The 22,777-nt window shown below is 74.5% G+C and carries 24 protein-coding genes; 10 read left to right on the forward strand and 14 right to left on the reverse strand.

Features of this window, described 5'->3' with window-relative positions; all coding sequences use genetic code 11:
* Positions 1–10 precede the first annotated feature (10 nt).
* From rpoZ to ACZ47G_RS21195, 4 genes are all read left to right on the forward strand, one after another.
* Positions 11–280, forward strand: coding sequence for a DNA-directed RNA polymerase subunit omega (gene rpoZ, locus ACZ47G_RS21180; RefSeq protein ID WP_031072480.1), 270 nt, complete (start codon positions 11–13; stop codon positions 278–280).
* Between the two features lie 189 nt (positions 281–469).
* Positions 470–1,699, forward strand: a complete 1,230-nt coding sequence (gene coaBC, locus ACZ47G_RS21185; protein WP_465744762.1) for a bifunctional phosphopantothenoylcysteine decarboxylase/phosphopantothenate--cysteine ligase CoaBC — start codon at positions 470–472, stop codon at positions 1,697–1,699.
* Positions 1,700–1,850: 151 nt separating this feature from the next.
* Positions 1,851–3,059, forward strand: coding sequence for a methionine adenosyltransferase (metK, locus tag ACZ47G_RS21190; protein ID WP_465744763.1), 1,209 nt, complete (start codon positions 1,851–1,853; stop codon positions 3,057–3,059).
* A 170-nt stretch (positions 3,060–3,229) separates the two neighbouring features.
* On the forward strand, positions 3,230–5,311 hold the full coding sequence (locus tag ACZ47G_RS21195; RefSeq protein WP_465744765.1) for a primosomal protein N': 2,082 nt from the start codon (positions 3,230–3,232) through the stop codon (positions 5,309–5,311).
* A gap of 128 nt (positions 5,312–5,439) precedes the next feature.
* On the opposite strand, the gene ACZ47G_RS21200 is transcribed toward ACZ47G_RS21195, so the two are convergent.
* A complete protein-coding gene (locus ACZ47G_RS21200; protein WP_465744767.1) occupies positions 5,440–6,111 on the reverse strand; it encodes a hypothetical protein in 672 nt (223 codons plus the stop codon).
* A gap of 256 nt (positions 6,112–6,367) precedes the next feature.
* On the opposite strand from ACZ47G_RS21200, the gene def reads away from it, so the two are divergent.
* The 4 genes from def (at position 6,368) to ACZ47G_RS21220 (ending at position 10,694) form a co-directional block, all read left to right on the forward strand.
* A complete protein-coding gene (gene def, locus ACZ47G_RS21205) occupies positions 6,368–6,913 on the forward strand; it encodes a peptide deformylase (RefSeq protein WP_380458569.1) in 546 nt (181 codons plus the stop codon).
* Between the two features lie 37 nt (positions 6,914–6,950).
* Positions 6,951–7,910 (forward strand): methionyl-tRNA formyltransferase, encoded by a 960-nt coding sequence (gene fmt / locus ACZ47G_RS21210; protein WP_465744769.1) that lies wholly within the window; start codon positions 6,951–6,953, stop codon positions 7,908–7,910.
* A gap of 112 nt (positions 7,911–8,022) precedes the next feature.
* Complete coding sequence (locus ACZ47G_RS21215; RefSeq protein ID WP_380458565.1) at positions 8,023–9,483, forward strand: RsmB/NOP family class I SAM-dependent RNA methyltransferase; 1,461 nt, start codon at positions 8,023–8,025, stop codon at positions 9,481–9,483.
* A 107-nt stretch (positions 9,484–9,590) separates the two neighbouring features.
* Entirely contained in the window at positions 9,591–10,694 is a 1,104-nt protein-coding gene (locus ACZ47G_RS21220; RefSeq protein WP_465744772.1) for a MerR family transcriptional regulator, read from the forward strand.
* Between the two features lie 15 nt (positions 10,695–10,709).
* Here the strand turns inward: ACZ47G_RS21220 and ACZ47G_RS21225 are convergent, their stop codons facing one another.
* From ACZ47G_RS21225 to ACZ47G_RS21255, 7 genes are all read right to left on the reverse strand, one after another.
* Positions 10,710–11,168, reverse strand: coding sequence for a hypothetical protein (locus tag ACZ47G_RS21225; protein ID WP_465744774.1), 459 nt, complete (start codon positions 11,166–11,168; stop codon positions 10,710–10,712).
* A 73-nt stretch (positions 11,169–11,241) separates the two neighbouring features.
* Positions 11,242–12,171 (reverse strand): ChbG/HpnK family deacetylase, encoded by a 930-nt coding sequence (locus tag ACZ47G_RS21230; protein ID WP_465744776.1) that lies wholly within the window; start codon positions 12,169–12,171, stop codon positions 11,242–11,244.
* 68 nt (positions 12,172–12,239) lie between these two features.
* Positions 12,240–12,626 carry a sulfurtransferase TusA family protein gene (locus tag ACZ47G_RS21235; RefSeq protein ID WP_465744778.1) on the reverse strand — a complete coding sequence of 129 codons (387 nt, stop codon included), beginning with the start codon at positions 12,624–12,626 and terminating at the stop codon, positions 12,240–12,242.
* Positions 12,623–13,321, reverse strand: a complete 699-nt coding sequence (locus tag ACZ47G_RS21240) for a class I SAM-dependent methyltransferase (RefSeq protein ID WP_465744780.1) — start codon at positions 13,319–13,321, stop codon at positions 12,623–12,625. The genes ACZ47G_RS21235 and ACZ47G_RS21240 overlap by 4 nt, the downstream gene beginning before the upstream one ends.
* 188 nt (positions 13,322–13,509) lie before the next feature.
* A complete protein-coding gene (locus ACZ47G_RS21245) occupies positions 13,510–14,049 on the reverse strand; it encodes a MarR family winged helix-turn-helix transcriptional regulator (protein ID WP_465744782.1) in 540 nt (179 codons plus the stop codon).
* Between the two features lie 72 nt (positions 14,050–14,121).
* The gene (locus ACZ47G_RS21250) at positions 14,122–14,475 is read right to left on the reverse strand and encodes a DUF6204 family protein (protein ID WP_380458600.1); all 354 of its coding nucleotides are present in this window, start codon (positions 14,473–14,475) and stop codon (positions 14,122–14,124) included.
* 130 nt (positions 14,476–14,605) lie between these two features.
* Positions 14,606–15,496, reverse strand: a complete 891-nt coding sequence (locus tag ACZ47G_RS21255) for an alpha/beta fold hydrolase (RefSeq protein WP_465744785.1) — start codon at positions 15,494–15,496, stop codon at positions 14,606–14,608.
* Between the two features lie 77 nt (positions 15,497–15,573).
* Between ACZ47G_RS21255 and ACZ47G_RS21260 the strand changes: the two genes are divergently transcribed.
* A complete protein-coding gene (locus ACZ47G_RS21260; RefSeq protein ID WP_465744787.1) occupies positions 15,574–16,446 on the forward strand; it encodes a helix-turn-helix transcriptional regulator in 873 nt (290 codons plus the stop codon).
* Positions 16,447–16,598: 152 nt separating this feature from the next.
* On the opposite strand, the gene ACZ47G_RS21265 is transcribed toward ACZ47G_RS21260, so the two are convergent.
* The 6 genes from ACZ47G_RS21265 to ACZ47G_RS21290 form a co-directional block, all read right to left on the reverse strand.
* The gene (locus ACZ47G_RS21265) at positions 16,599–17,801 is read right to left on the reverse strand and encodes a serine hydrolase domain-containing protein (protein ID WP_465744789.1); all 1,203 of its coding nucleotides are present in this window, start codon (positions 17,799–17,801) and stop codon (positions 16,599–16,601) included.
* A gap of 191 nt (positions 17,802–17,992) precedes the next feature.
* Positions 17,993–18,607 (reverse strand): hypothetical protein, encoded by a 615-nt coding sequence (locus tag ACZ47G_RS21270; RefSeq protein WP_465744791.1) that lies wholly within the window; start codon positions 18,605–18,607, stop codon positions 17,993–17,995.
* Positions 18,608–18,845: 238 nt separating this feature from the next.
* Positions 18,846–19,535 (reverse strand): alpha/beta hydrolase, encoded by a 690-nt coding sequence (locus ACZ47G_RS21275; RefSeq protein WP_465744793.1) that lies wholly within the window; start codon positions 19,533–19,535, stop codon positions 18,846–18,848.
* 176 nt (positions 19,536–19,711) lie between these two features.
* The gene (locus ACZ47G_RS21280) at positions 19,712–20,041 is read right to left on the reverse strand and encodes a hypothetical protein (protein ID WP_465744795.1); all 330 of its coding nucleotides are present in this window, start codon (positions 20,039–20,041) and stop codon (positions 19,712–19,714) included.
* A gap of 201 nt (positions 20,042–20,242) precedes the next feature.
* Positions 20,243–21,784 carry a serine/threonine-protein kinase gene (locus ACZ47G_RS21285; RefSeq protein WP_465744797.1) on the reverse strand — a complete coding sequence of 514 codons (1,542 nt, stop codon included), beginning with the start codon at positions 21,782–21,784 and terminating at the stop codon, positions 20,243–20,245.
* Positions 21,785–21,857: 73 nt separating this feature from the next.
* A complete protein-coding gene (locus ACZ47G_RS21290; protein WP_380458547.1) occupies positions 21,858–22,175 on the reverse strand; it encodes an ArsR/SmtB family transcription factor in 318 nt (105 codons plus the stop codon).
* Positions 22,176–22,324: 149 nt separating this feature from the next.
* Here ACZ47G_RS21290 and ACZ47G_RS21295 point away from each other — a divergent pair, with 149 nt between their 5' ends.
* Positions 22,325–22,699, forward strand: a complete 375-nt coding sequence (locus ACZ47G_RS21295) for a VOC family protein (RefSeq protein WP_465744800.1) — start codon at positions 22,325–22,327, stop codon at positions 22,697–22,699.
* Positions 22,700–22,777 lie beyond the last annotated feature (78 nt).

The following is a 22,777-nucleotide window of genomic DNA, read 5'->3' on the forward strand; positions in this document are numbered from 1 at the left end:
AGGTTTTCGCGTGTCCTCTTCCATGACCGCGCCCGAGGGCATCATCAACCCGCCGATCGACGAGCTGCTTGAGGCCACCGACTCGAAGTACAGCCTCGTGATCTACGCCGCCAAGCGCGCGCGCCAGATCAACGCTTACTACTCCCAGCTCGGCGAGGGCCTGCTGGAGTACGTCGGCCCGCTGGTCGACACCCACGTGCACGAGAAGCCGCTGTCGATCGCGCTGCGCGAGATCAACGCGGGCATGCTGACCGCCGAGGCGATCGAGGGCGCTGCCTGAGGCAGCCCCGTATGTTTCCCGGAGGGCCGGGCGGAATCACTCCGCCGGGCCCTCCGGCGTTTTCCGGTGGGGCGCCGGGCCCTCCTGCGTTTTCCGGTGGGGTCGCCGGTTGTGGGCCGGGCCACGGTGTGGGGGGTGGCTGAGGGGCCGTAGGGTGGGCGGGTTCCCGATGCGGAGAAAGGCCGGTAGATGAACGCGAGTGTGGACGCTCCCCGGGTGGCTCTGGGTGTCAGCGGCGGGATCGCCGCCTACAAGGCGTGCGAGCTGCTGCGCCGGTTCACCGAGTCCGGCCACCAGGTCACCGTGGTGCCGACCGCGGCGGCGCTGCACTTCGTCGGCGAGGCCACCTGGGCCGCGCTGTCCGGCCGCCCGGCCGCCACCGAGACCTGGGAGCGCGTGCACGAGGTGCCGCACGTGCGGATCGGGCAGCAGGCCGACCTGGTGGTGGTCGCCCCCGCCACCGCCGACCTGATCGCCAAGGCCGCCCACGGGCTCGCCGACGACCTGCTGACCAACACCCTGCTCACCGCCCGTTGCCCGGTCGTCCTGGCGCCCGCCATGCACACCGAGATGTGGGAGCACCCGGCCACCCGGGAGAACGTCGCCACCCTGCGCCGGCGCGGTGTGATCGTGCTGGAGCCGGCCGTCGGGCGGCTCACCGGCAAGGACACCGGCAAGGGGCGGCTGCCCGAGCCCGGCGCGATCTTCGAGGCCTGCCGGGCCGTGCTGCGCCGCGGCGGGGCGGTGCCCACCGACCTGGCCGGCCGGCACGTGGTGGTCTCGGCCGGCGGCACCCGGGAGCCGCTGGACCCGGTGCGCTTCCTCGGCAACCGCTCCTCCGGCAAGCAGGGCTACGCGCTCGCCGTGACCGCCGCGGCGCGCGGGGCGCGGGTGACCCTCGTCTCGGCCAACGCCGAGCTGCCCGACCCGGCCGGGGTGGACGTGGTGCACGTCTCGACCGCGCTGGAGCTGCGCGAGGCGGCGCTGAAGGCGGCCGCGGACGCGGACGCCGTGGTGATGGCCGCCGCGGTGGCGGACTTCCGGCCCGCCGAGTACGCGACCGGCAAGATCAAGAAGGTCGAGGGGGTCGAGCCGGCGCCGGTCGCGCTGGTCCGCAACCCCGACGTGCTGGCCGAGCTGTCGGCGCACCGGCCCCGTTCGGGCCAACTGGTGGTGGGTTTCGCGGCGGAGACCGACGACGTGCTCGCCAACGGCCGGGCCAAGCTCACCCGCAAGGGCTGCGACCTGTTGGTCGTCAACGAGGTGGGCGACGGAAAGGCCTTCGGGCAGGACGTCAACGAGGCCGTGGTACTGGGGGCGGACGGCAGCGAGACCCCCGTACCGGTCGGGCCCAAGGAGGCGCTCGCGGACGTCGTCTGGGACCTGGTCGCAAAGCGGCTGGAATCGGGTCGGAACTGATCGAGTCCCGCTGGAGAACGGTCTTGATTTCCGGAAGCGGGTGACGTTCGACGGAAGCAGACCGTTAGAATCCAGGAATCAAGTCTTTCCGGATGTCCCCGGTTTCGCCGGGGGCCTTCAGTCAGCAGCCGCTGCAACCCCAGGGAGCGCTGTGTCTCGCCGCCTGTTCACCTCGGAATCCGTGACCGAGGGACACCCCGACAAGATCGCTGACCAGATCAGCGACACCATCCTTGACGCTCTCCTGCGGGAGGACCCGACCTCCCGGGTCGCCGTGGAGACGCTCATCACCACCGGCCAGGTGCACGTGGCCGGCGAGGTGACCACCAAGGCGTACGCGCCGATCGCCCAGCTCGTCCGGGACAAGATCCTGGAGATCGGCTACGACAGCTCCAAGAAGGGCTTCGACGGCGCCTCCTGCGGCGTGTCGGTGTCCATCGGGGCCCAGTCGCCCGACATCGCGCAGGGTGTCGACACCGCGTACGAGGCCCGGGTCGAGGGCGACGAGGATGACCTGGACAAGCAGGGGGCCGGCGACCAGGGCCTGATGTTCGGCTACGCGTCCGACGAGACGCCCGAGCTGATGCCGCTGCCGATCACCCTGGCGCACCGCCTCTCCCGCCGCCTCACCGAGGTGCGCAAGAACGGGACCATCCCGTACCTGCGCCCCGACGGCAAGACCCAGGTCACCATCGAGTACGACGGCGACAAGGCCGTCCGCCTCGACACCGTGGTCGTCTCCACCCAGCACGCCAGTGACATCGACCTGGAGTCGCTGCTCACCCCGGACATCCGCGAGTTCGTCGTGGAGCCGGAGCTGAAGGCCCTGGCCGACCAGGGCATCAAGCTGACCACCGACGGTTACCGCCTGCTGGTCAACCCGACCGGCCGCTTCGAGATCGGCGGCCCGATGGGCGACGCCGGCCTCACCGGCCGCAAGATCATCATCGACACCTACGGCGGCATGGCCCGCCACGGTGGCGGCGCCTTCTCCGGCAAGGACCCGTCCAAGGTGGACCGCTCGGCCGCGTACGCGATGCGCTGGGTGGCGAAGAACATCGTCGCCGCCGGCCTCGCCAGCCGCGCCGAGGTGCAGGTCGCGTACGCGATCGGCAAGGCCGAGCCGGTCGGCCTGTTCGTGGAGACCTTCGGCACCGAGACCGTGCCGGTCCTCTCGATCCAGAAGGCCGTCTCCGAGGTCTTCGACCTCCGCCCGGCCGCGATCATCCGCGACCTGGACCTGCTGCGGCCGATCTACTCCCAGACCGCCGCGTACGGCCACTTCGGCCGGGAGCTGCCGGACTTCACCTGGGAGCGCACCGACCGGGTGGAGCAGCTGAAGGCTGCCGTCCAGGACTGACCTGGTTGCTCGAAGCGGCGCCCTCCCCGGCTCGGGGTGGGCGCCGCGCCGTTTTGTGCGCGGTGGCTTCGTGCGGGGGGGGGTCTGTGCGCGGTGGCTTTGTGCGGGGTGGCTTTGTGTGCGGTGGCTTTGTGCGCGGTGTCGGTGTGAGCTGGTAGTACTTGGGAGCGATGAGCAGCACAGGGGAGAACGGGGCCGCCGAGCCGGAGCAGCTGGCGTTCATCCGGGAGACGGTCAAGCGGGCCAAGCCCCGGACGTGGCACGGGGCCAAGCGGGCCGAGCACCTGCCGGTGGCCCGGGTCGTGGTGGACAAGGGCGTGCTCACCATCGACAAGCTCTTCGACTACGAGGTGCCGGCCGCCATGGCCGAGGAGGCCCAGCCGGGCGTCCGGGTGCGGGTGCGCTTCGGGGCGCGGGTGGTCAGGGGGCAGCGCGAGGGCGGGGAACTCCACGACGGGTTCATCGTCGCCCGACTGGAGAAGAGCGACTTCGCCGGCCCGCTCGCCCCGCTCGCCCAGGTGCTCTCGCCCGAACCGGTGCTCACCCCGCAGCTGCTCCGGCTCTGCCGCACCGTCGCCGACCGGTACGCCGGCACGCTGGCCGACGTGCTGCAGCTCGCCGTACCGCCCCGGCACGCCAAGGCCGAGGCCGAACCCTCCCCACCGCCGCTGCCGCGCCCGCCGGTCCCCGCCCCCGGCGGCTGGCAGCGCTACCCGGCCGGGCCCGACTTCCTGGCCGCGCTGGCCGGCGGCGGATCGCCGCGCGCCGTGTGGGCCGCCCTGCCCGGGCCCGGCTGGCCGTACGAGATCGCCCGGGCGGTCGCGGCCACGCTGGCCGGCGGGCGCGGCGCGCTCGTGGTGCTGCCGGACCGGCGGTCGGTGGCCCGGGTCGACCAGGCGCTGACCGAGCTGCTCGGACCGGGGATGCACATGGCGCTGGAGGCCGAACTCGGCCCGCGCGAGCGCTACCGGCGCTGGCTCGCGGTCAGCCGCGGCTCGGTGCACGCCGCGATCGGCACCAGGGCCACCATGTTCGCGCCGGTGCGCGACCTCGGGCTGGTGGTGGTGTGGTCCGACGGCGACGGCAGCCACAGCGACCCGCGCGCCCCCCACCCGCATGTGCGCGAGGTCGCGCTGCTGCGCGCCGCCGAGGAGGGTGCGGCCGTCCTGCTCGGCGGGCACGCGGTGACCGTCGAGGGCGCCCAGCTGGTCAGCACCGGTTGGGCGCGGCCGCTGGTCGCCGACCGGGAGGTGGTGCGGCAGGTCGCGCCCCGGGTACGGACCGTCACCGACCAGGACCAGCACCGGGACGCCGCCGCCCAGGCCGCCCGGCTGCCCTCGATCGCCTGGGAGGCCGCCCGGGAGTCGCTGGCGGCCGGGCACCCGGTGCTCATCCAGGTGCCCCGGCGCGGCTACGTGCCCCGGCTGGCCTGCGGACGCTGCCGCACCCCCGCCCGCTGCCGGCGCTGCGAGGGGCCGCTGGAGGCGCCCGCCGCGGACGCCGGGCTGAGCTGCAGCTGGTGCGGGGAGGCCGAGAACGACTGGCACTGCCCCGAGTGCGGCTCGTTCCGGCTGCGGGCCCAGGTGGTCGGCGCCCGGCGCACCGCGGAGGAACTGGGCAAGGCGTTCCCGCGGATCCCGGTCCGGACCTCGGGGCGGGACGCGGTGCTGGACACCGTGCCCGACGAGCCCTCGCTGGTGATCTCCACCCCGGGGGCGGAGCCGTTGGTCGAGGGCACCGGGTACGGCGCGGTGCTGCTGCTCGACGGCTGGGCACTGCTCAGCCGGCCCGACCTGCGGGCCGGGGAGGAGACCCTGCGGCTCTGGCTGGCGGCGGCCGCGCTCGCCCGGCCCTCGACGGAGGGCGGGACGGTCGTCGTGGTCGCCGAGCCGTCGGCCCGGCCGGTGCAGGCGCTGGTGCGCTGGGACCCGCTGGGGCACGCCGGGCTGGAGCGGGACGAAAGGGCGCAGCTGCACTTCCCGCCGGTGTCGCGGATGGCCGCGGTGAGCGGGAGCCCGGCCGCCGTCGCCGACCTGCTGAACCTGATCCGGCTGCCGGAGGGCGCCGACGTGCTCGGACCGGTGCCGGTGCCCGCGCTGCGCGGGGAGGAGCAGGAGCGGGCGCTGCTGCGGGTGGCGCCCGGGCAGGGGACGGCGCTGGCGGCGGCGCTCAAGGCGGCGCAGATCGCGCGGATCGCGCTGCGGACGGCGGAGCCGGTGCGGGTGCGGGTGGATCCGACGGACATCGGGTAGCGGCGGGGGCTGGGGGCTCGGGGTGGGGCGCTGGGGGCTGGGGGCTCGGGGTGGGGCGCTGGGGGCCGGGGGTGGGGCGGGGTGAGTGGGCCACCCCGCCCCGGGCGGCCCGGGTGTGGCGGGGGTGGTCAGCCGCGGAGGGGGATGCCGGTCTGGGGGCGTTCGGCGGGGGTGCGGTCGCGGTCGATGGGGGTGCGGTCGATCGGGGTGCGGTCGATCGGGGTGCGGTCGATGGGGGTGCGGTCGATCGGGGAGCGCTCAAGGGTGTTGCGGTCGTGGGCGGTGCGTTCGAGGGCGTTGCGCTCCAGGCTGGAGCGGTCGAGGCCGCCCTGGCGGGCCGCGGGGACGGTGGCGGCCAGGCCGCCGCGTTCGGTGGGGGCGGGGAGCTCCTCGGAGCGGTCCGGGCGGGTGGGGCCCGGGACGGCGCCGCTGGCGGCGAGGAGTTCGCTGGTCGGGCGGCGCATGCCGTAGCGGCGGTGCACCGCCTGCTTGGTGACCCCGAGGGCGGAGCCCACCGAGTCCCAGGAGAAGCCCAGCGCCCGGTCGAACTCGACCGCCGCCGCCACCAGGGTCTCCACGCTCTCCCGCAGCTCCTGCGCCAGGCGCACCGTCGGTGCCGGCGCCCGTCCGTACACCACGAAGCCGGCCGAGGTGCTCGGACGGCGCGGTCGGTAGACGTTGCCCAGCTGGGCGGTGAGCGTCCGCAGCGCGTCGACCTGGCGCCTCACCCGCTCGATGTCCCGCACCAGCAGGTGCAGGCTCGCCCGTGCCCGGGCGTCGTGGTTGATCTGCTCAGCCATGGCCTACGTGCCACCTTCCGTACGGTTCAGCTCGGCCGGGGCGCGGTGTCCCGTGCGCCCGGCCCCGGTCAATCTCTCTTGACCAACGCCGAAGCGGGGGCCGGGGTAACGCGGCTCGGCAGGTTCGGGATATGCCAGTAGCAGATGCGGGCGTCCGCGGACGGCCCGTCGGGGCGCCCGGGCGGGTTGCATAGACTTGCGGGGAACCAGCCGTTGCCCGTAGCCCGCGCCCACCCCGGACAGGAGCCCGTACCCCGTGGCGATCCAGCCGATCCGTCTCTTCGGAGACCCCGTCCTGCGGGCCACCGCCCAGCCGGTGACCACCTTCGACAAGGAACTGCGCAACCTGGTCTCCGATCTCACCGACACCATGCTCGACGCCCCCGGCGCCGGCCTGGCCGCGCCCCAACTCGGCGTCTCGCTACGGGTGTTCACGTACCACGTGGACGGCGTCACCGGGCACCTGATCAACCCGGACCTGTCGCTCAGCGAGGACGAGCAGGAGGGCCCGGAGGGCTGCCTGTCGCTGCCCGGACTGCGCTACGACACCAGGCGCGCGTACGGCGTGGTGGCCAAGGGCTTCAACATGTACGGCGACCCGGTCACGCTGGAGGGCACCCAGCTGCTCGCCCGGTGCATCCAGCACGAGACCGACCACCTGGACGGCATCATCTTCATCGACCGGCTCGACCGGGAGCAGCGCAAGGCCGCGCTGAAGGCCATCCGGGAGACCGACTGGGGCACCGGACCGGCGCCCGTCGTCAAGGTCTCGCCGCACAGCACCTTCGGCTCGGCGCGCTGAGTCCGTTCCTCGATTTCCGTATGCAGAAAGGCACTTGATGCGTCTCGTCTTCGCCGGCACCCCCGAGGTCGCCGTTCCCGCCCTGGACGCGCTGATCGCCTCCGACCGGCACGAGGTCGTCGCGGTGGTCACCCGCCCCGACGCCCCCGCCGGGCGCGGGCGCAAGCTGGTCGCCAGCCCCGTCGCCCAGCGCGCCGAGGAGGCCGGGATCGAGGTCCTCAAGCCGGCGAAGCCCAGCGACCCGGACTTCGTCGCCCGGCTCACCGAACTCGCCCCCGACTGCTGCCCGGTGGTCGCCTACGGCGCGCTGCTGCGGCCCGGCACCCTGGAGATCCCCAAGCACGGCTGGGTCAACCTGCACTTCTCGCTGCTGCCCGCCTGGCGCGGTGCGGCCCCGGTCCAGCACTCGGTGCTGGCCGGTGACGAGGTGACCGGCGCCTCCACCTTCCTGATCGAGCAGGGCCTGGACTCCGGCCCGGTCTACGGCGTGATCACCGAGGAGATCCGCCCGGCCGACACCAGCGGTGAACTGCTCACCCGGCTGTCGTTCTCCGGCGCCCGGCTGCTCGCCGCCACCATGGACGGCATCGCGGACGGCTCGCTGCACGCCGTGCCGCAGCCGGCCGAGGGCGTCACGCTCGCGCCGAAGATCACTGTCGAGGACGCCCGGATCGACTGGAGCCACCCGGCACTTCGGATCGACCGGGTGGTGCGTGGCTGCGCGCCGGCACCGGGCGCGTGGACGGAGTTCCGGGGCGAGCGGCTGAAGGTCACCGGGCCGGTCAAGCTGCTGCCGGAGTCGGCCGAGCTGGCGCCGGGCGAGGTCGCGATGGCGGGCAAGAACAGCGTGCGGGTCGGGACCGGGTCGCACGACATCGAGCTGGGGGAGGTGCGGCCGCAGGGGAAGAAGGAGATGCGGGCGGCCGACTGGGCTCGCGGGGCGCGGCTGGAGGCGGGGGAGCGGTTCGGGGCCCGGGGGGACGGCTCCGAGGGCTGACCGTCGGGTTTGGCGTTACTGTTCGTTCGAGCCGTGCGAGCCGTTCGGTTTGGTCGGTTCGTTCAGTTCGTTCTAGATCTTCCGATAACCATCGCAGCACTTTGAGGTTTCTGTGAGCACCCCCAGTACCCCCGGCACGTCCGGCACGTCCGGCGCCAAGCGGGCGCCCCGCCCGCACCGCCGTCCCAAGAAGGACCCGGCCCGGATCGTAGCGTTCCGGGCGCTGCGCGCCGTCGACGAGCGGGACGCGTACGCCAACCTGATCCTGCCCTCCCTGCTCCGCGAGGCGGAGCAGAAGGGCATGGACCGGCGCGACGCCGCCCTCGCCACCGAACTCGTCTACGGCACCCTGCGGCTGCAGGGCACCTACGACGCGGTCATCGCGGCCTGCATCGACCGGCCGCTGAGCAAGGTCGACCCGCCGGTCCTCGACGTGCTCTCGCTCGGCGCCCACCAGCTGCTCACCACCCGCATCCCCAGCCACGCGGCCGTCTCGGCGACCGTCGAGCTGGCCCGGGTGGTACTCGGCGACGGCAAGGCCAAGTTCGTCAACGCCGTGCTGCGCCGGATCAGCGCGCACGACCTGGACGCCTGGATCGAGCGGGTCGCGCCCTCGTACGACAAGGACGCCGAGGACCACCTGGCGGTCGTGCACTCGCACCCGCGCTGGGTGGTCTCCGCGCTCTGGGACTCGCTCGGCCGCTGGCAGCCGGACGCCTCCGGGCGCACCGCGATCGAGGAACTGCTGCGGGCCGACAACGAGCGGCCCGAGGTCACCCTGGTCGCCCGGCCCGGCCGGGCCACCGTCGGTGAACTGGCCGACGTGCTGCCGGAGGCCCAGCCCGGGCGCTGGTCCCCGTTCGCGCTGCGGCTCGCCGAGGGCGGAGACCCGGGCGCGCTGGACGCCGTCCGGGAGAACCGGGCCGGTGTGCAGGACGAGGGCAGCCAGCTGGTCGCGCTGGCGCTGGCCGCCGCGCCGCTGGAGGGCCCCGACCGGCTCTGGCTGGACGGCTGTGCCGGCCCCGGCGGCAAGGCCGCACTGCTCGGCGCGCTCGCCGCGGAGCGGGGCGCCGGGTTGGTCGCCAGCGAGAAGCAGCCGCACCGGGCCCGGCTGGTGGCGCGGGCCCTGGAGGGCAACCCCGGGCCGTACACGGTGATCGCGGCCGACGGGACCCGCCCCGCCTGGCGCTCCGGCGGCTTCGACCGCGTCCTGGTCGACGTGCCGTGCTCCGGTCTGGGCGCGCTGCGCCGCCGCCCGGAGGCGCGCTGGCGCCGCCGGCCGGCCGACGTCGCCGCCTTCGGCCCGCTCCAGCGGGACCTGCTGCGCTCGGCGATCGAGGCCACCCGGATCGGCGGGGTGGTCGGCTACGCGACCTGCTCGCCGCACCTCGCGGAGACCCGGGCGGTCGTCGACGACGTGCTGCGCGGGGAGGGTGGCCGGGTCGAGTGGATCGACGCGCGGCCGCTGCTGCCCGGCGTCCCGGCGCTCGGCGACGGGCCGGACGTGCAGCTGTGGCCGCACCTGCACGGGACGGACGCGATGTACCTGGCGCTGCTGCGGCGGACCGCCTGAGGCGTGGGCCCTCCCGCTCGGACCGCGTTCGGTCGGATCCGGGCGGGAGGGCCCGGCCCGGCCGGCGGCTTGCACCTCCCGTAGGGGGAGGCGGCAGGGTGGTGGGCATGAACGGCGATGCGCTCCCCTCGTTCCTCACCATCGGTGAGCTGGCCCGACGGACCGGGCTGACGGTGAAGACCGTCCGGTTCTACTCGGACCAGGGGATCGTGTCGCCGGCCGACCGCAACCCGGCCGGCCATCGGCGGTACGGCGCGGACGCCGTCGCCCGCCTGGATCTGGTGCGTACCCTGCGGGAACTCGGGCTCGGGCTGCCGGAGGTCCGGCAGGTGCTGGGGCGGGAGCGTGCGCTGGCCGAGGTCGCTGCGGCGCACGCTGCGGCACTGGAGGCGCGGATCCGGGTGCTGCGGCTGCGGCAGGCGGTGCTGCGGGCGGTGGCCGTGCGCGGGGCTACCGCAGAGGAGTTGACGCTCGTGCACCAGTTGGCGCAGTTGACGGAGGGTGAACGGGGGCGCTTGGTCGGGGAGTTCCTGGCCGAGGTGTTCGGGTCGGTGGGTTCTGGGCGTTCTGGGCGTTCTGGGCGTTCGGTGGGCTCGGGGAGTTCGGGGGACTCGGGGAGTTCGGGTGTGGCGGAGGTTCGGGGCGGTCGGTTCGACGGGGTCGCGCGGTCGTTGACGCCGGAGCTGCCGGAGGATCCGTCGGCCGAACAGATCGAGGCCTGGGTGGAGTTGGCGCAGCTGGCCGGGGACGCCGGGTTCCGGGCGCTGATGCGCGGGCTGGCGGAGGGCGAGGCTGCGGAGGGCGGCGAGGGGTCGGTGCCCCGGCCCGGACTGGCGGTGCTGGTACGGGAGTTGGCCGGTCCGCTGGTGGCGGCGGGGGTGGCGCCGGAGTCGGGGTCGGTGTCGGTGTCGGCGTCGGGGTCGGTGTCGGCGCCGGAGTCGGTGTCGGTGTCGGGGCCGGAGTCGGTGTCGGGTTCGGGGGAGGCGGCGCGGGTGGTCGCCGTGCTGCTGGAGCGGTACGCGGGGCTGGTGGGTGCGGCGGGGGTGACGGACCCGCTGCGGGCCCGGCTGGTGGAGCGGCTCACGGCGATGGCGGACCCGCGGCGGGAGCGGTACCTGGAGCTGCTGGCGGTGGTCAACGGGTGGGCGTCGCCGCAGAGTTCGGTGGCGGCGCTGGACTGGGCGGCACGGGCGGTGCGGGCCGCCGGCTGAGTGGGCGGGTGGCCGTCACGGCCACCGGCGCGGCGGGCCGGGGCAGTTGGTGAGGAAGGCGTGGGCCTGGGCGCGGAGGTGGTCGACCGGCGGGTCCTCGCAGATCACCTCCATGCCCAGGGCGGTGCTGTGGCTCAGGTGGTGGTACGACTGGTAGGCGAGGTACGGGCGGTGGTCGTCCAGGGGGTCCAGCCCTACCGTGAGGGTCGCGTAGAGGTCGTGCTGCCTCCCGGTGCCCGTGTCGGTGACGTCCGTGCGGGAGAGCTGCCACTCGAACTCGTACGGCTCGGGTTCGGCGGGCAGGTCGAGCAGGGCCTGGGCGAACCGGCGGACCTCGTCCGGGTCGGCGAACGGGAGCGACTCCGACCAGTACGGTGCGGCCGCCAACAGCTCCCAGTCGGTGCCGTTGTGGCGGATCGCCAGCTCCCATTCGCCGCGCTGGTCCAGCCATCGGCAACTGAGGATCGGATCCATGGTGGTCAACCTCCCTGTGGTGCCGGACCGTTACGTTTTCGCCTCATCGTGGCACACCGGGCGGGCGAGGGCCCTACAGCGTGACCCGTCCTCGGGCGGCTTGCCAGGCTTCCTGCAGCGGACGGTAGTCGAGCACGGTGATGCCGTGGTCGGTGAGCAGTCGTCGGGCCTCGGGGGAGACCAGGAACTCGTAGTCGGAGCGGCGCACGCGCCAGCCGTCGTCGGCCTGGTCGCGGTGCGGGGGGACGTGGGGGTGGGGGCCGGTGGCGAGGCTCGGATGGACGGCCCACTCGGTCAGGCCCGGCGGGAGGGCGGCGAGCAGTCGGGCGTAGTGGGCGGGCTTGTCGTCCAACGGGACGGCGAAGCTGTCGAGGAAGCCGTGGTCGACCACCGGCAGGCCGCGCTCGCGCAGCCGGGCCAGCGCGGGCGGCAGCCAGACCCGTACCGCCAGGCCGTACTCGGCGCCGAGGGCGAGGGTGAGGTCGAGGATGTCGTCACGGCCGCCGTCGGCGAGGCAGTGGAAGTCCAGGTGGGTCGGACTGAGGCCGCTGCCGCTGGCCTCGACCGCGTCGATCTGGGCGCGGAACTCGCGCTCCACGTGGTCGAGTCGGGCCCTGGCGGCGAGTGCGGCGCGGCCGGCCGGGGTGGGGGTGTACAGCTCGCCGTCCGGGGCGAGCAGGGAGGACACCTGGTCGCGGGCGGCCAGCGGGCCCCAGCGCAGGTGCGGCGCCTCGCAGACCAGGGTGAGATGGATGCCGAAGGAGATCTCCGGGTGGCGGCGCAGGAGCCGGAGCGCGTGCGGGGCGGCGTGGCAGGGCGTCATCAGGCTGCAGGACGCCGCGATGCCCTGCTGGACGGCCTCGACGACGGCGAGGTTGACGGACTCGTCCAGGCCGAGGTCGTCGCAGTTGAGGAGCAGGAGGCGGGCGTCGGGCGGGTGGCCGAGGAGCTGGTTGGCGCGCGGGGCGTCCGGGGCGGGGGCTGTGCGGGCTGTGGTGGGCACGGGGGCAGTCTCACCCGGGGGGAGGGGTGGACGCGCGGGGATTTCCGCTCGGACGGGGCCTCGTGCGCCTAGTCGGTGGTGGTGGTGGTGGTGGCGGTGGTGGGGGTGGTGGCGGTGGTGGTGGGGTGCCAGGGGCGGTCGGGGCGGGTCTGGACGGGGGCCGAGGTGAGGCGCAGGGCGTAGACCTCGCGGTCCGGGGCGGGGGACGGGACCGGGCCGAGGTACTCGTGACCGGTCAGGTGGCACCAGGCGGGCAGGTCGAGCGGGGCGGCGGGGTCGGTGGTCTGGATGTGGACCACGGCACCGGCCGGGAGGTGGGCGATCTGCGCGCGCAGGCGGAGCAGGAGCTGGACGCAGAGCAGGCCGGTGCCGTCGACGGTGAGGTCGGCTGAGGCGCTGACTTCGGTGGCGGCGGCGGTGGCGTTGGTGGTGGCGGCGTCGTCGGGGGTGGTCATCGGGGGGTCTCCTGGGTGATGCGCCAGAGGCGGCGGGGCAGTTCGCCCTCCTCGAAGGGGTGGACCTCGGTCAGGTGCCAGCCCTCGGCGAGCCGGTCCACCAGCTCGCGGGGGAAGAAGTGGACGGCGAAGCCGCCGTGCTCCCAGATGTCGTCCCCGTGGCCGGTGCCGGCGCCGAAGTGGGCGTCGCCGGTGTGGCGGACGGTGTAGACGAAGGTGCCGCCCGGGCGCAGGACCCGGCGGACCTCGGCGACCAGCGTCGCGATCTCCTCGGTGCCGAGCGCCATGCAGAGCAGCATGTGGGCGAACACCGCGTCGACGGAGGCGTCCGGGAGGGGCAGCGGGTCGCGGACGTCGTGCACGGCGGTGCGCACCCGCTCGGCCAGGCCCTGCTCGGCGGCGGCGGTGCGCAGCTGCTCCAGGCCGGTCGGGCTGAAGTCGGTGGCCAGCACGGTGAATCCGGTACGGGCGAAGTGGAGGGCGTCGCGGCCGTGGCCGGCGCCGAGTTCGAGCACCTGGTGGGCGCCGGCGGCGGCGAAGGCCCGGGCGGCGTACGCGGCGGGGGCGGACGGCTGCTCGCCGTACATCCCGGGGTGGGCGTGGTACGTCCGCTGCCAGTGCGCGCGTTGGGCCTCGGCGAGGGCGGGCTCCCGGTGGGGCGACGGGTCGGGCGTCGGGTCGGGAGTGCGGGTCATGGTGGGGCCCTTCGCGGGGGGTTGCGCTGTGGTGCGGGTGGTACGGGTGGTGCGGGCCGTTCGGACGGGGTGGGTGGTTCTGGTTCAGCCTAGGGCGTGGGGTGGCCGGGTGGCTGGCTGGGTGGGGGTCCGGCCTCGGCCTCGGCCTCTGCCTCGGGCTTGGTCACCGCCTCGGGTCGCGGTCCTGGTCAGGGCCTCGGGATGTGCCGGTGCTCGGGGGCGGTGCCGCCGAGGCGGGTGAGCAGGGTGGACAGCTGGGTGAGGTCACCGCTGCTCCACTGGGCGGGGGCGAAGTGCTCGGCGGCGACCTGTCGGGCGGTGTGCAGCATCTCGGCGAGCCGTTCGCGGCCGGTCGGGGTGAGGGCGGCGTAGGCGACCCGGGCGTCGCGGGCGGCGGCCTCGCGGGCGACCAGGCCGATCCGCTCCAGCGGGGCGAGACCGCGGGTGACGCCGGAGGCGGTCAGGCCGAGGGCCTCGGCGAGGTCGACCCGGCGCATCCGTCCGCCGGGGGCCTGGGCGAGGTGCAGCAGCAGGGTGAAGTCGGACAGGCTCACGCCGTGCAGGCCGCTGAGGCTCGCGTCGAAGCGCTTGACCACGGCGGCCTGGGCGCGGACCAGGCGCAGGGCGGTGTCGAGCGGGTCGGGGCGGGGGGTGGGGGCTGCGTCCGGGCTGAGGGTGGTGTCGGCGCCGTGGGCGGCGTCGGGATCGGGGTTCGTCGGGCTTGTCATTGCCACCTCCTTGACTGCTCAAGTATAGCCATGGGCGGAGCCGTCAAGGAGGTGGCGGGGGAGGGGGGTCGGTCAGCCGGCGTTGGCAGCGCGGCGCTGCCGCTTGCCGAGGGGCGCCTGGGAGAGGTCCTCGGCCTGGGAGCGGAGGTTCTTGTAGCCGTAGCCGCGCCCGGTCAGCCAGGACCGCGCTGCCTGCTCGGCTCGCTCGGTGGCCTCCAGGATGTCCTCCTCGGCCTCGCCCTCGTCCAGGAAGCGGAAGGTGAAGGCGGCCCGGGCGGCGAGGTCGTAGCTGAGGTGGCCCTCACGGGTGAAGGCGGCGTGCAGGACGTCGTGCTCGGGTGCTGCGGCGAGGAGTTCGGCGCGCTGCTCGTCGCTGAGGGCGTCGAAGACGCCGCGCACCATGATGCGGAAGGTTCGGGTGGTCATGCCCCGACGATAGGCAGGAGGGGTGGCGGACCGCCAATGCGATTCCGCGGGTGGGTCGGTGGGGTCGGTGGGTCGGTGGGGTCGGTGGGTCGGTGAGGTCGGCGGGGCGGGGCGGGGCCGGGGGGTCGGGTCAGGGGCGGCTCGCCGGGGTGGGGAGGGCGGCCGTGAAGGACTCGACGGCTGCGGCGAGCGCGGCCGGGGCCTCCAGTGGGAGGAGGTGGCCGGCGTCCGGGACGGTGCTGAGGCGGGCCTGGGGGAGGTGGGGGAGCAGGTGGGTGCGGAGCAGCTCCGCCGGTTCGACCTGGTCGTGGCGGCCCGTCAGGACCAGGGTGGGCACCTCGATCCGGGCGCAGGCGGCAGTGATGTCGGCGGCGAGGCCGTGCAGTGGCCATTCCTCACGGGCCGGGGTGTCGGCGGCCAGGCTGTCCCGGACGGCGGCGGCGCGGACCACGGGTGGCAGCGGGGCGGCGGTCAGGACGTGGTCGAGGGCGTGTCCCACCGACCGGGGCGAGTCGTAGGCGCGGGCGAGGGCCTGGCGCTGGTCGAGGGTCGCGGTGGGGGCCGGTCGTGGTGGGGCCGGGGCGACCAGGACGAGCCCGGCCAGGCCCGTCGGCCGTCGAGCCGCGGCGAGTTGGCACACCTTCCCGCCCATGGAGTGGCCGACCAGGACGAACTGCTCCAGGCGTAGCCGGCGGGTGACGGTGAGGAGGTCCTCGGCGAGCTGTTCCAGGTGGTACGGGCCGGGCAGCGCCCGGGACCGGCCCCAACCGCGTTGGTCGTAGCGGACGGTGGCGCGCGCGGGCGGCAGCCGGTGGACGAACGCGTCCCAGGTGCGGGCCGAGCCGCCCCAGTAGTGGGCGAGGACCAGGACTGGTCCGCCACGTCCCTGGCGCTGGACGTGGAGGGTGCCGCCGTCGACGGGGACGGGGGTGAGTGCGGGAGCGGGGGTGGGAGTGGGAGTGGGTGTGTGGGCGGGTGTGTGGGTGGTGAGGCTGGTGAGGCTGGTGGATTCCGGCGGCATGGTCATCTCCTGGGATGGGCCTTCCTTGAGGCTACGGTCGTGAGCAGGGTCAAGGCCCGGTCGAAAGGTGTGCGGCGATGGTGGAAAACGGACAGCTGCCCGGAATCCGGCAGGTGCGTTACAGCCCGGCGGTCGAGTCGGCGGGCTTCGGGGTGGAGCTGCTGAGCTTCGAGCGGTTGCGACGGATGGACCCGGGGCGGCGCCGGGAACGGCCGCAGCGGCCGGACTTCCACGTCCTGGCGCTGGTGCGTTCGGGCCGTGGCCGGCAGGTGGCGGACTTCGTCGACCACCCGCTGGGGGAACGGAGTGCGGTGTGGATCCGCCCGGGTGTGGTGCACCGGTGGGCGGACGTCGACGGGGTGGACGGACCGTTGGTCCTGTTCGAGCAGGAGGTGCTGGCCGGGGTGGGGCTGGAGGCGGCGACCTTCGGGCGCTCCTGTTGGCAAGTGGAGCGAGATGTCTGGGAGTTGGTGCTGGCCGGGGTCGAGCACCTGGAGCGCGAGCATGCCGTGGCGGTGGCCCGGGGAGAGGCCTCGTCCAGGGCGTTGCTCGGGCACCTGCTGGCGGCGCTGCTGCTCCGGGTGGGCCCGCCCGAGCCGGTACCGCCATCGGCGGCGGGCGGCGACCGGGAGGTCTTCCAGCGGTACCGTGCGGCGGTCGAGGAGGGCTTCGCCGGGCGGCACCACGTCGCCGACTATGCCCGCGAACTCGGCTACACGGTACGGACCTTGACCAGGGCGAGCCGTGCGGCCAGCGGGCTCGGGGCGAAGCGCCTGCTGGACGAGCGCATCCTGCTGGAGGCCAAGCGGCTGCTGGCGCACACGGACCTGCCGCTGACCCGCTGCGCGGAGCGGGTCGGCTTCGACGATGCCGCCAACTTCGCCGCCTTCTTCCGCCGGCTGGCCGGGGAGTCGCCCGGCCGGTGGCGCGAGGCCGCGGCCGGGCGTTGAGCGCTGCGCGTTGAGCGCTGGATGCTGGGCGTTGAGCGCTGGATGCTGGGCGTTGAGCGCTGGGCGCGAGGGCTTGTGCTCGGCGCTCGGCGGGAGTCCGGTCGCAGCGGAAGCCCGGCGTCAGTGGAGTCCGGCGTCAACGGAGCGCGGTGTCAGCGGGCGAACGGGCCGAAGACGGTGGCCGCCAGGCGCAGTGCCGGGGCCGGGGTGATACCGCTGGCACCGACAGAGTAGACCAGCCGCTTGCGCAGGTCCGGGGTCGCGAAGAAGCCGCCCGAGTAGCCGAGGTCGTGTCCCGTCTTGCCCCACAGCACGGTGCCGTCCTGCAGCGGGAGGGCCAGTAGCCCGGCGCTGTAGCAGGCCCTGCCCTTGTCCGGCCCCAACTGGCAGTCGCCGGAGTCGTGGTAGGGCAGCAGTCGTCCGGAGGTGTCGCGCGGCAGGGTGAGCAGGTCGTGCAGCTGCTGTGGGGGCAGGAGTTCGCCGTCGAGCAGGGCTTGCAGGAAGCGGTCCAGGTCGGCGGGGGTGGAGACCATCGACTCGGGGTTGCCGCCCTGTTCGGAGACGTCGGTCGGAATCCGGGCGTTGTCGGGGAAGTAGCCGGTCAGGTGGGGGTCGGGCATCTGGGGCGCGCCCTCGGTCAGTTCGGTGTGCCGCAGGTGGAGCGGGTCGAGGATGCGGGTGGTGACCTCCTGCTGGAGCGAGTGGCCCGTCACGCGTTCGACGAGCAGGCCGGCGAGGCGGTAGTTGACGTTGTTGTACTGCTGTTCGGTGCCCGGCGCGAAGGCCGGCCCGGGCCAGGGCCCGTCCGTGGGCCGCAGGGTGCGCTGGACGACCTCGTCGAAGGTCTCCAGCCCGAAGCGTCGGGCGATCTGGTCGTCGTTGTCCTTGATGTGTTCCGGGCCCTCCACGACCGGGGGCAGTCCGCTGGTGTGGTCCAGGAGTTGGCGGACGGTGATCGGCTGGTAGGCCGGACTGCCGCCGGACCCGTCGGGCAGCGTCCCGGGCAGGTACTGCTGGACGGTGCCGTCCAGGTCGACCCGTTGCTCGGCGGCGAGCTGGAGCACCACGGCGGCCACGAAGGTCTTGTTGATGCTGCCGATCCGGAAGGCGGCGTTCGGTGCGACCGGCTGCCCGCTCACCGGGTCCTCGTCCGTCCCGCGCCAGGTGCGGCCGTCGACCGTCACCCGGGCGACCACGCCTGCGGCGGGATCCCCTGGTCGGGTGGCTATGGCGGTGTCCAGGGCGGTCCGGTCGGGGCCGCCGGTGGGTGCCCCGCCGTCGGCCAGGGCGACCGTGGGTGTGGCGGCGAGGATCAGGGCGGCGAGGGCGAGGGCGCTGCGTTTGGCGACGGGCATGTGGTCTCCGAGGGCGGTGGGTCGGGTGGTCCTTTCGGTGAACAGCCTTGGAAGGACGGCTGGTGACGTCAAGTCAGTTGCGAGGGCCTGGTGGCGGGGGGAGTGAGGTGGAGGCGGTGAGGTGTCGGCCGGGTTCGGCTGTGGAGCCGAGGATGACACCGGGCAGCAGCACAGCAGGTGTTCGGGCCGGCTCAGGAGGTGGACGGGGTGGGCAGCTCGACGGAGTGGACGGTGAAGCCGCCGCTGGTGACGGGGGTGAAGGGGGCCAGCGCCATGCAGGTGCCGACGACGGGCTGGTAGAGCTTGCCGTCCTTGTCGACGTCCGTGTTGCCGACGCCCCAGGAGAAGCCGAGGCGGTCCCGGCCGTGACCGTGGGCGTCGTAGATGCTCAGGCCTATTCGCTCGCCCACCGGCAGGGCGTCGGACTTGGTGATCACGGCGGTCAGGGTGGCGACGGGGCCGCCGGTGGCGAGGCAGTCGACGGTGGCGTCGGCCTGGCGGTACTCGCCCGTGCCGGCCACCCGGTGGGAGAAGTGGACCGTGCCCCGGGCGTCGGTGGGCAGGCCGCCGGGGAGGCCGGGGAGCGGGTGACTGTTGGGTGCGCCCTCGGCGTCGATGGTGAACCGGATCTCGTCGTCGGGTCGGGGGGCGTAGTGGATCCGGCCGGAGCCGCTGACCCGGGCGGTGGCGGTGGTGGCCGCACCCGCCGGGCCCGGGGCGCCGAGCGCCATGAGGGCGAGCCCCGCGAGGGCGGCCACAGCGGCGCGGGCAGTGCGGGCGCGGGCGGTACGGGCGGTACGGGACACGGTGGAGACTCCTTCCGCGGCGGCCCCGGCGGCCGCCGTCTCGGTGACTCCAAGACTGGTCGCCGACACCCCCTCCCCACATGTGCCGATCGGCATAAAGCGATCACCGAGTTCGGCGGCCGGCCCTGCCGATCGGCAGGGCCGGCACGGGAGTTCAGGCATGGGCGTTCAGGCACGGGAGTTCGGGCCCCTCCCGGCCCCCGACCGACTTCTGCCGGAGCCCCGGTCGGAGCTCCGGCTACGCCCGGGCCGGCAGCCGGCTGCAGACCGTCCCGGTCGCCAGCGAGGCGCTCTCGGCGCCCACCGTCGCCAGCGCGAAGTCCGTGGTCAGCGCGTTGATGTCGGCGCTCTGCCGGACCAGGTAGTGGCTGCCCCCGGGCACCTCGTAGCGCGCGAGCTCGGGCACCACCTGCCGGGCGCGCAGCGCGTACTCCAGGGACTGGGCGGCGTTGGCCGCGCTGCGGTCGGCGGTGCCGTGCACGATCAGCACCCGTCGTCCGGCGAGCTGGTCGACCCGGTCGCCGGTGGGCAGCCAGGGGGCGATCCCGGCCACCCCGGCCACGCTCGGGTGCCCCGCGCACCAGAACGCCGCCCGCCCGCCGAGCGAGTTGCCGATCAGCACCACCGGTGCGCCCGGGTAGCGGCGGGCGAGCTCGTCGAGCGCCCACCGGGTGTCGACCGCGGTGTCGGCGTCGGCGCCGTTCCAGCCGCTGTAGCGGTAGCGCAGCAGGTGCACCGCGAGGCCGTGGGGGCGGCCGCGTCCGGTGAGTTCGGTGGCGAGCCCCTGGAGTCCCAGTTCGGCGATCCGTAGCGGTCCGCGCCGGCTGCGGAGGAACCCGCCGGGCAGCAGCAGGGCGACGCCGGAGACCGGGCCGTCGCCCTCCCGCGGGGTGAGCTGTGCGGTGCGCGGGCGCTGGGCTCGGAACACGCCGGTCCTCCTGGGGAGCTCTGGGGACTGTCGGGGACGGTCGGAACCTGTCGACGACTGTCGGCGACGGTCAGGGGCGGTTGGAAACTGACGAGGACGGTTGGAAACTGACGGGGGCGGTCGGAAACTGACGGGGGCGGTCGGGCCACGGCGGCGCCGGGCCGGACACACGGATTCTACGGTTCCGGCGGCGGGTCACGGTGCGTCAGGAGGGCCCACAGCACCCAGCCGGTGACGCGGGTGCGGGTGACCAGCACCTTCGCCCAGCGGGCGCCGAGCGGGGAGGTCCAGGTGTCCACGACCTCGACCCGGTCGCCGGAACGGGCCAGCCCGGTCACGGTGTCGCCGCCGAAGTGGTCGATCCGGACGTTGGCGGCGTTCGCGGAGACCTCCCACCACCCGGCCCCGACCGCGGGTGTCCGCTGTTCGCCGGGGGTGACGGCCGCCGGTACCAGCAGGATCGCGAGGGAGAGCGCCGCCGCCGTGGCCCGGCCGATCACCGCCACGACGGCCTCGGGGTCGTGCTGTGTTCGGGGCGTGCGGAAGCTGTGGAGAGCACGGGGGTCATGTACAGCAGAACGAGCCGTCGGGTGTGTGCGAACGGTTGGGGGTGGATGCTCACCCGGTCGGGCGAGCGCGGGAGGGTGGTGCCGCGACGGGCCAAGCTTGCTACCACCCCAACTGCTCACGCACCAGCGCGAGTTGGCCTACCGGCGGCGCCCCTGCCCGTCCTCCGGGCCCTGTGCGTTCCGCTGGCCCGCCCGGGCGCGGCCCGAGAGCAGCTCCTGCACGCTCGGGAGCTTCCGCCGCTGCGCGGGCGGCTCGATCGACTGCGACCGGGGCGGCTCGACCGACTGCGACCGGGGTTCCGGCGTCGGGCCGAGACCGGCCTTGGCGACCGCGTCGGCCAGGAAGTCCGAGGCCTGTCGGCGGGCGTTGTCCACGCTGCGCCGCAACTGCTCGGCGTCGCCGCGCAGCTTGTCGGCCTGGCGGCTCAGCAGGTCGTTGCGCTGCTCGGTCTCGCTGAGCTGCCTGAGGCTGGCGGCGGCCCGGGCGGCGGACTCGCGTTCGAGCTGCTCGCCGCGGGCGCGGGCGTCCGCGATGATCTGCTGCGCCGCGGACTCGGTGAGGGTCCGGATGTTGTTCACGTCCTGCTCGGCCTGGCGACGGAGGAGGGCCGCCTCGGCCTCGAACTGCTTCCGGAGCAGGGTGACCTCCTCGCGGGCCCGGGCGAGCAGCGTGTCCGCCTCCTCGCGGCGGGCCAGGACGTACGGGTCCTGCTCGGCGGCGGCGTGGGCGGCGAGGGCGTCGAGGACGGTGGGCCGCTGGATGTGCGCCCCGGAGGCCCCGGCCGGCGCGGTTCCCCCGACCCCGACGGCCCCGGCTCCCCCGACGGCTCCGGCGATTCCGACGGCACCGACGGCCCCGGCGATCCGGAGCAGCCGTTCGGCGACCTCGTCGGCGTCGGCCGGGCGGCGGGCCGGGTCCTTGGCGAGCAGGTCCAGGACGAGGGCGTCGAGCTCCGGCGGCACGGGTGGCCGGAGCTCCCCGGGGGCGGCCGGCCGGGCCTCGGCGTGCTGGCGGATCAGCTCGTACAGGGTGCCGCGGAACGGCGGCCGGCCGGTGAGGAGTTCGTACAGCAGGCAGCCGAAGGCGTAGAGGTCGGAGCGGGCGTCCAGATTGCGGTTCTCGAAGCGTTCGGGGGCCATGTAGGCGGGGGTGCCGACGATCACGTTGGTGCTGGTGACGCCGTCGTCGGCGTGGCCGGTGCGGGCGATGCCGAAGTCGACCACCTTGACCGCGCCGCTGGACTGGATCATCACGTTGGCCGGCTTGACGTCCCGGTGGACGACCCCGGCCCGGTGCGCGGTGGCCAGGGCCCGGGCGATCTGCTCCGCCCAGGCCAGCGAGCGCTCCAACTCCGGTACGCCGTCGGCCAGGTGGCGGCTGAGCGGGGCGCCGTCGAGCAGCTCCATGACCAGGAAGAACAGCGGGCGGTCGGCGGTCCGGTGCTGCCCGAAGTCGTGCACGGTGACGATCGAGGGGTGGCTGAGCGCGCCGGCCGTGGCCACCTCGCGGGCGAACCGGGCCGCGTCCTTGGGGGATCCGCTGCCGCCGGGGAGCAGCACCTTGACGGCGACGAGGCGTTGGATGCGTGCGTCACGGGCCTTCCAGACCGCGCCGAAGGCGCCCTCGCCGATCTGCTCGACCAGTTCGTACCGACCGTCGAGTACCTCGCCCGGCTGCATCCCCCGCCCCTTCCCGCGATCCGGTGCCCGCGCTCGGGCCCGTTTCAACCTACCCCGGGGAGCGGGCGGTTGGTCACCCGCTGCGGTCCGCGGCCAGCTCCGCCAGGACGGCGCCGAGCAGGCCCGGGAGGCGGGTGTCGAGCTCGGTCCGGCGGAGGGTGACCAGGCGGGTCTTGCCGCTGGTGCGGACGGCGACCACGCCGGCTTCGCGGAGCAGCCGCCAGTGGTTGGAGAGGGTCGAGCGCGGGACGGTCATCCCCTCGGGGCTGCAGGTGGTCTCGCCGTCCTCGGCGAGGCGGCGGACGAGCTCCAGGCGGACCGGGTCGCCGAGGGCGTGCAGGACGGTGGCGAGGTCGAAGTCGTCGGGGTGGGGCTGGGGCAGAGTCCGCATCGGATTCCTCGGGTGGGCTGCGGCCGGCTCTGGTGGCGGGCCCGGTGCGCTGCCTAGTATGACGATTCGACAGTTCGGGAAAGTCGAATTGTTCAGGGGGCGACCCCGGCCGCCGAGGGCGGGGGCCGTGCGGAGAGGGAGGTCGGAGGATGAAGGTGCTGGCGACGCTGGCCCGGGTGTACGTGGACGATCTGGACGAGGCGCTGCCCACCCTGCGCGAACTCACCGGCGAGCGCGAGGGGTTGCGCTTCCCGCACGCCGGGGTGGAGGTCGCGCGGATCGGCGGCCTGCTGGTCGTCGCGGGGACGGAGGAGGCGCGGGCGCCGTTCCGTCGGGTGCAGAGCACCCTGCTGGTCGACGACCTGGACGGCCTCGGGGAACTGCTGCGGAGCCGGGGCGGGGAGCTGCTGGACGGCCCCAACGAGGTGCCGACCGGGCGCAACGCCACCGCCCGGCACCCCGGCGGGGCGGTCTTCGAGTACGTCGAGTTCGTACCGGACCGGCCGGTTTCCGCGACGGACTGACGCCCCGGGGCGCCAGTCCGGCCGACCCCTCCGAGGCTGTGCCCGGGCACCGGGGCCGGGGGCGGGAATCGTCCCGAT

Source organism: Kitasatospora sp. NPDC030952 (assembly GCF_055571335.1).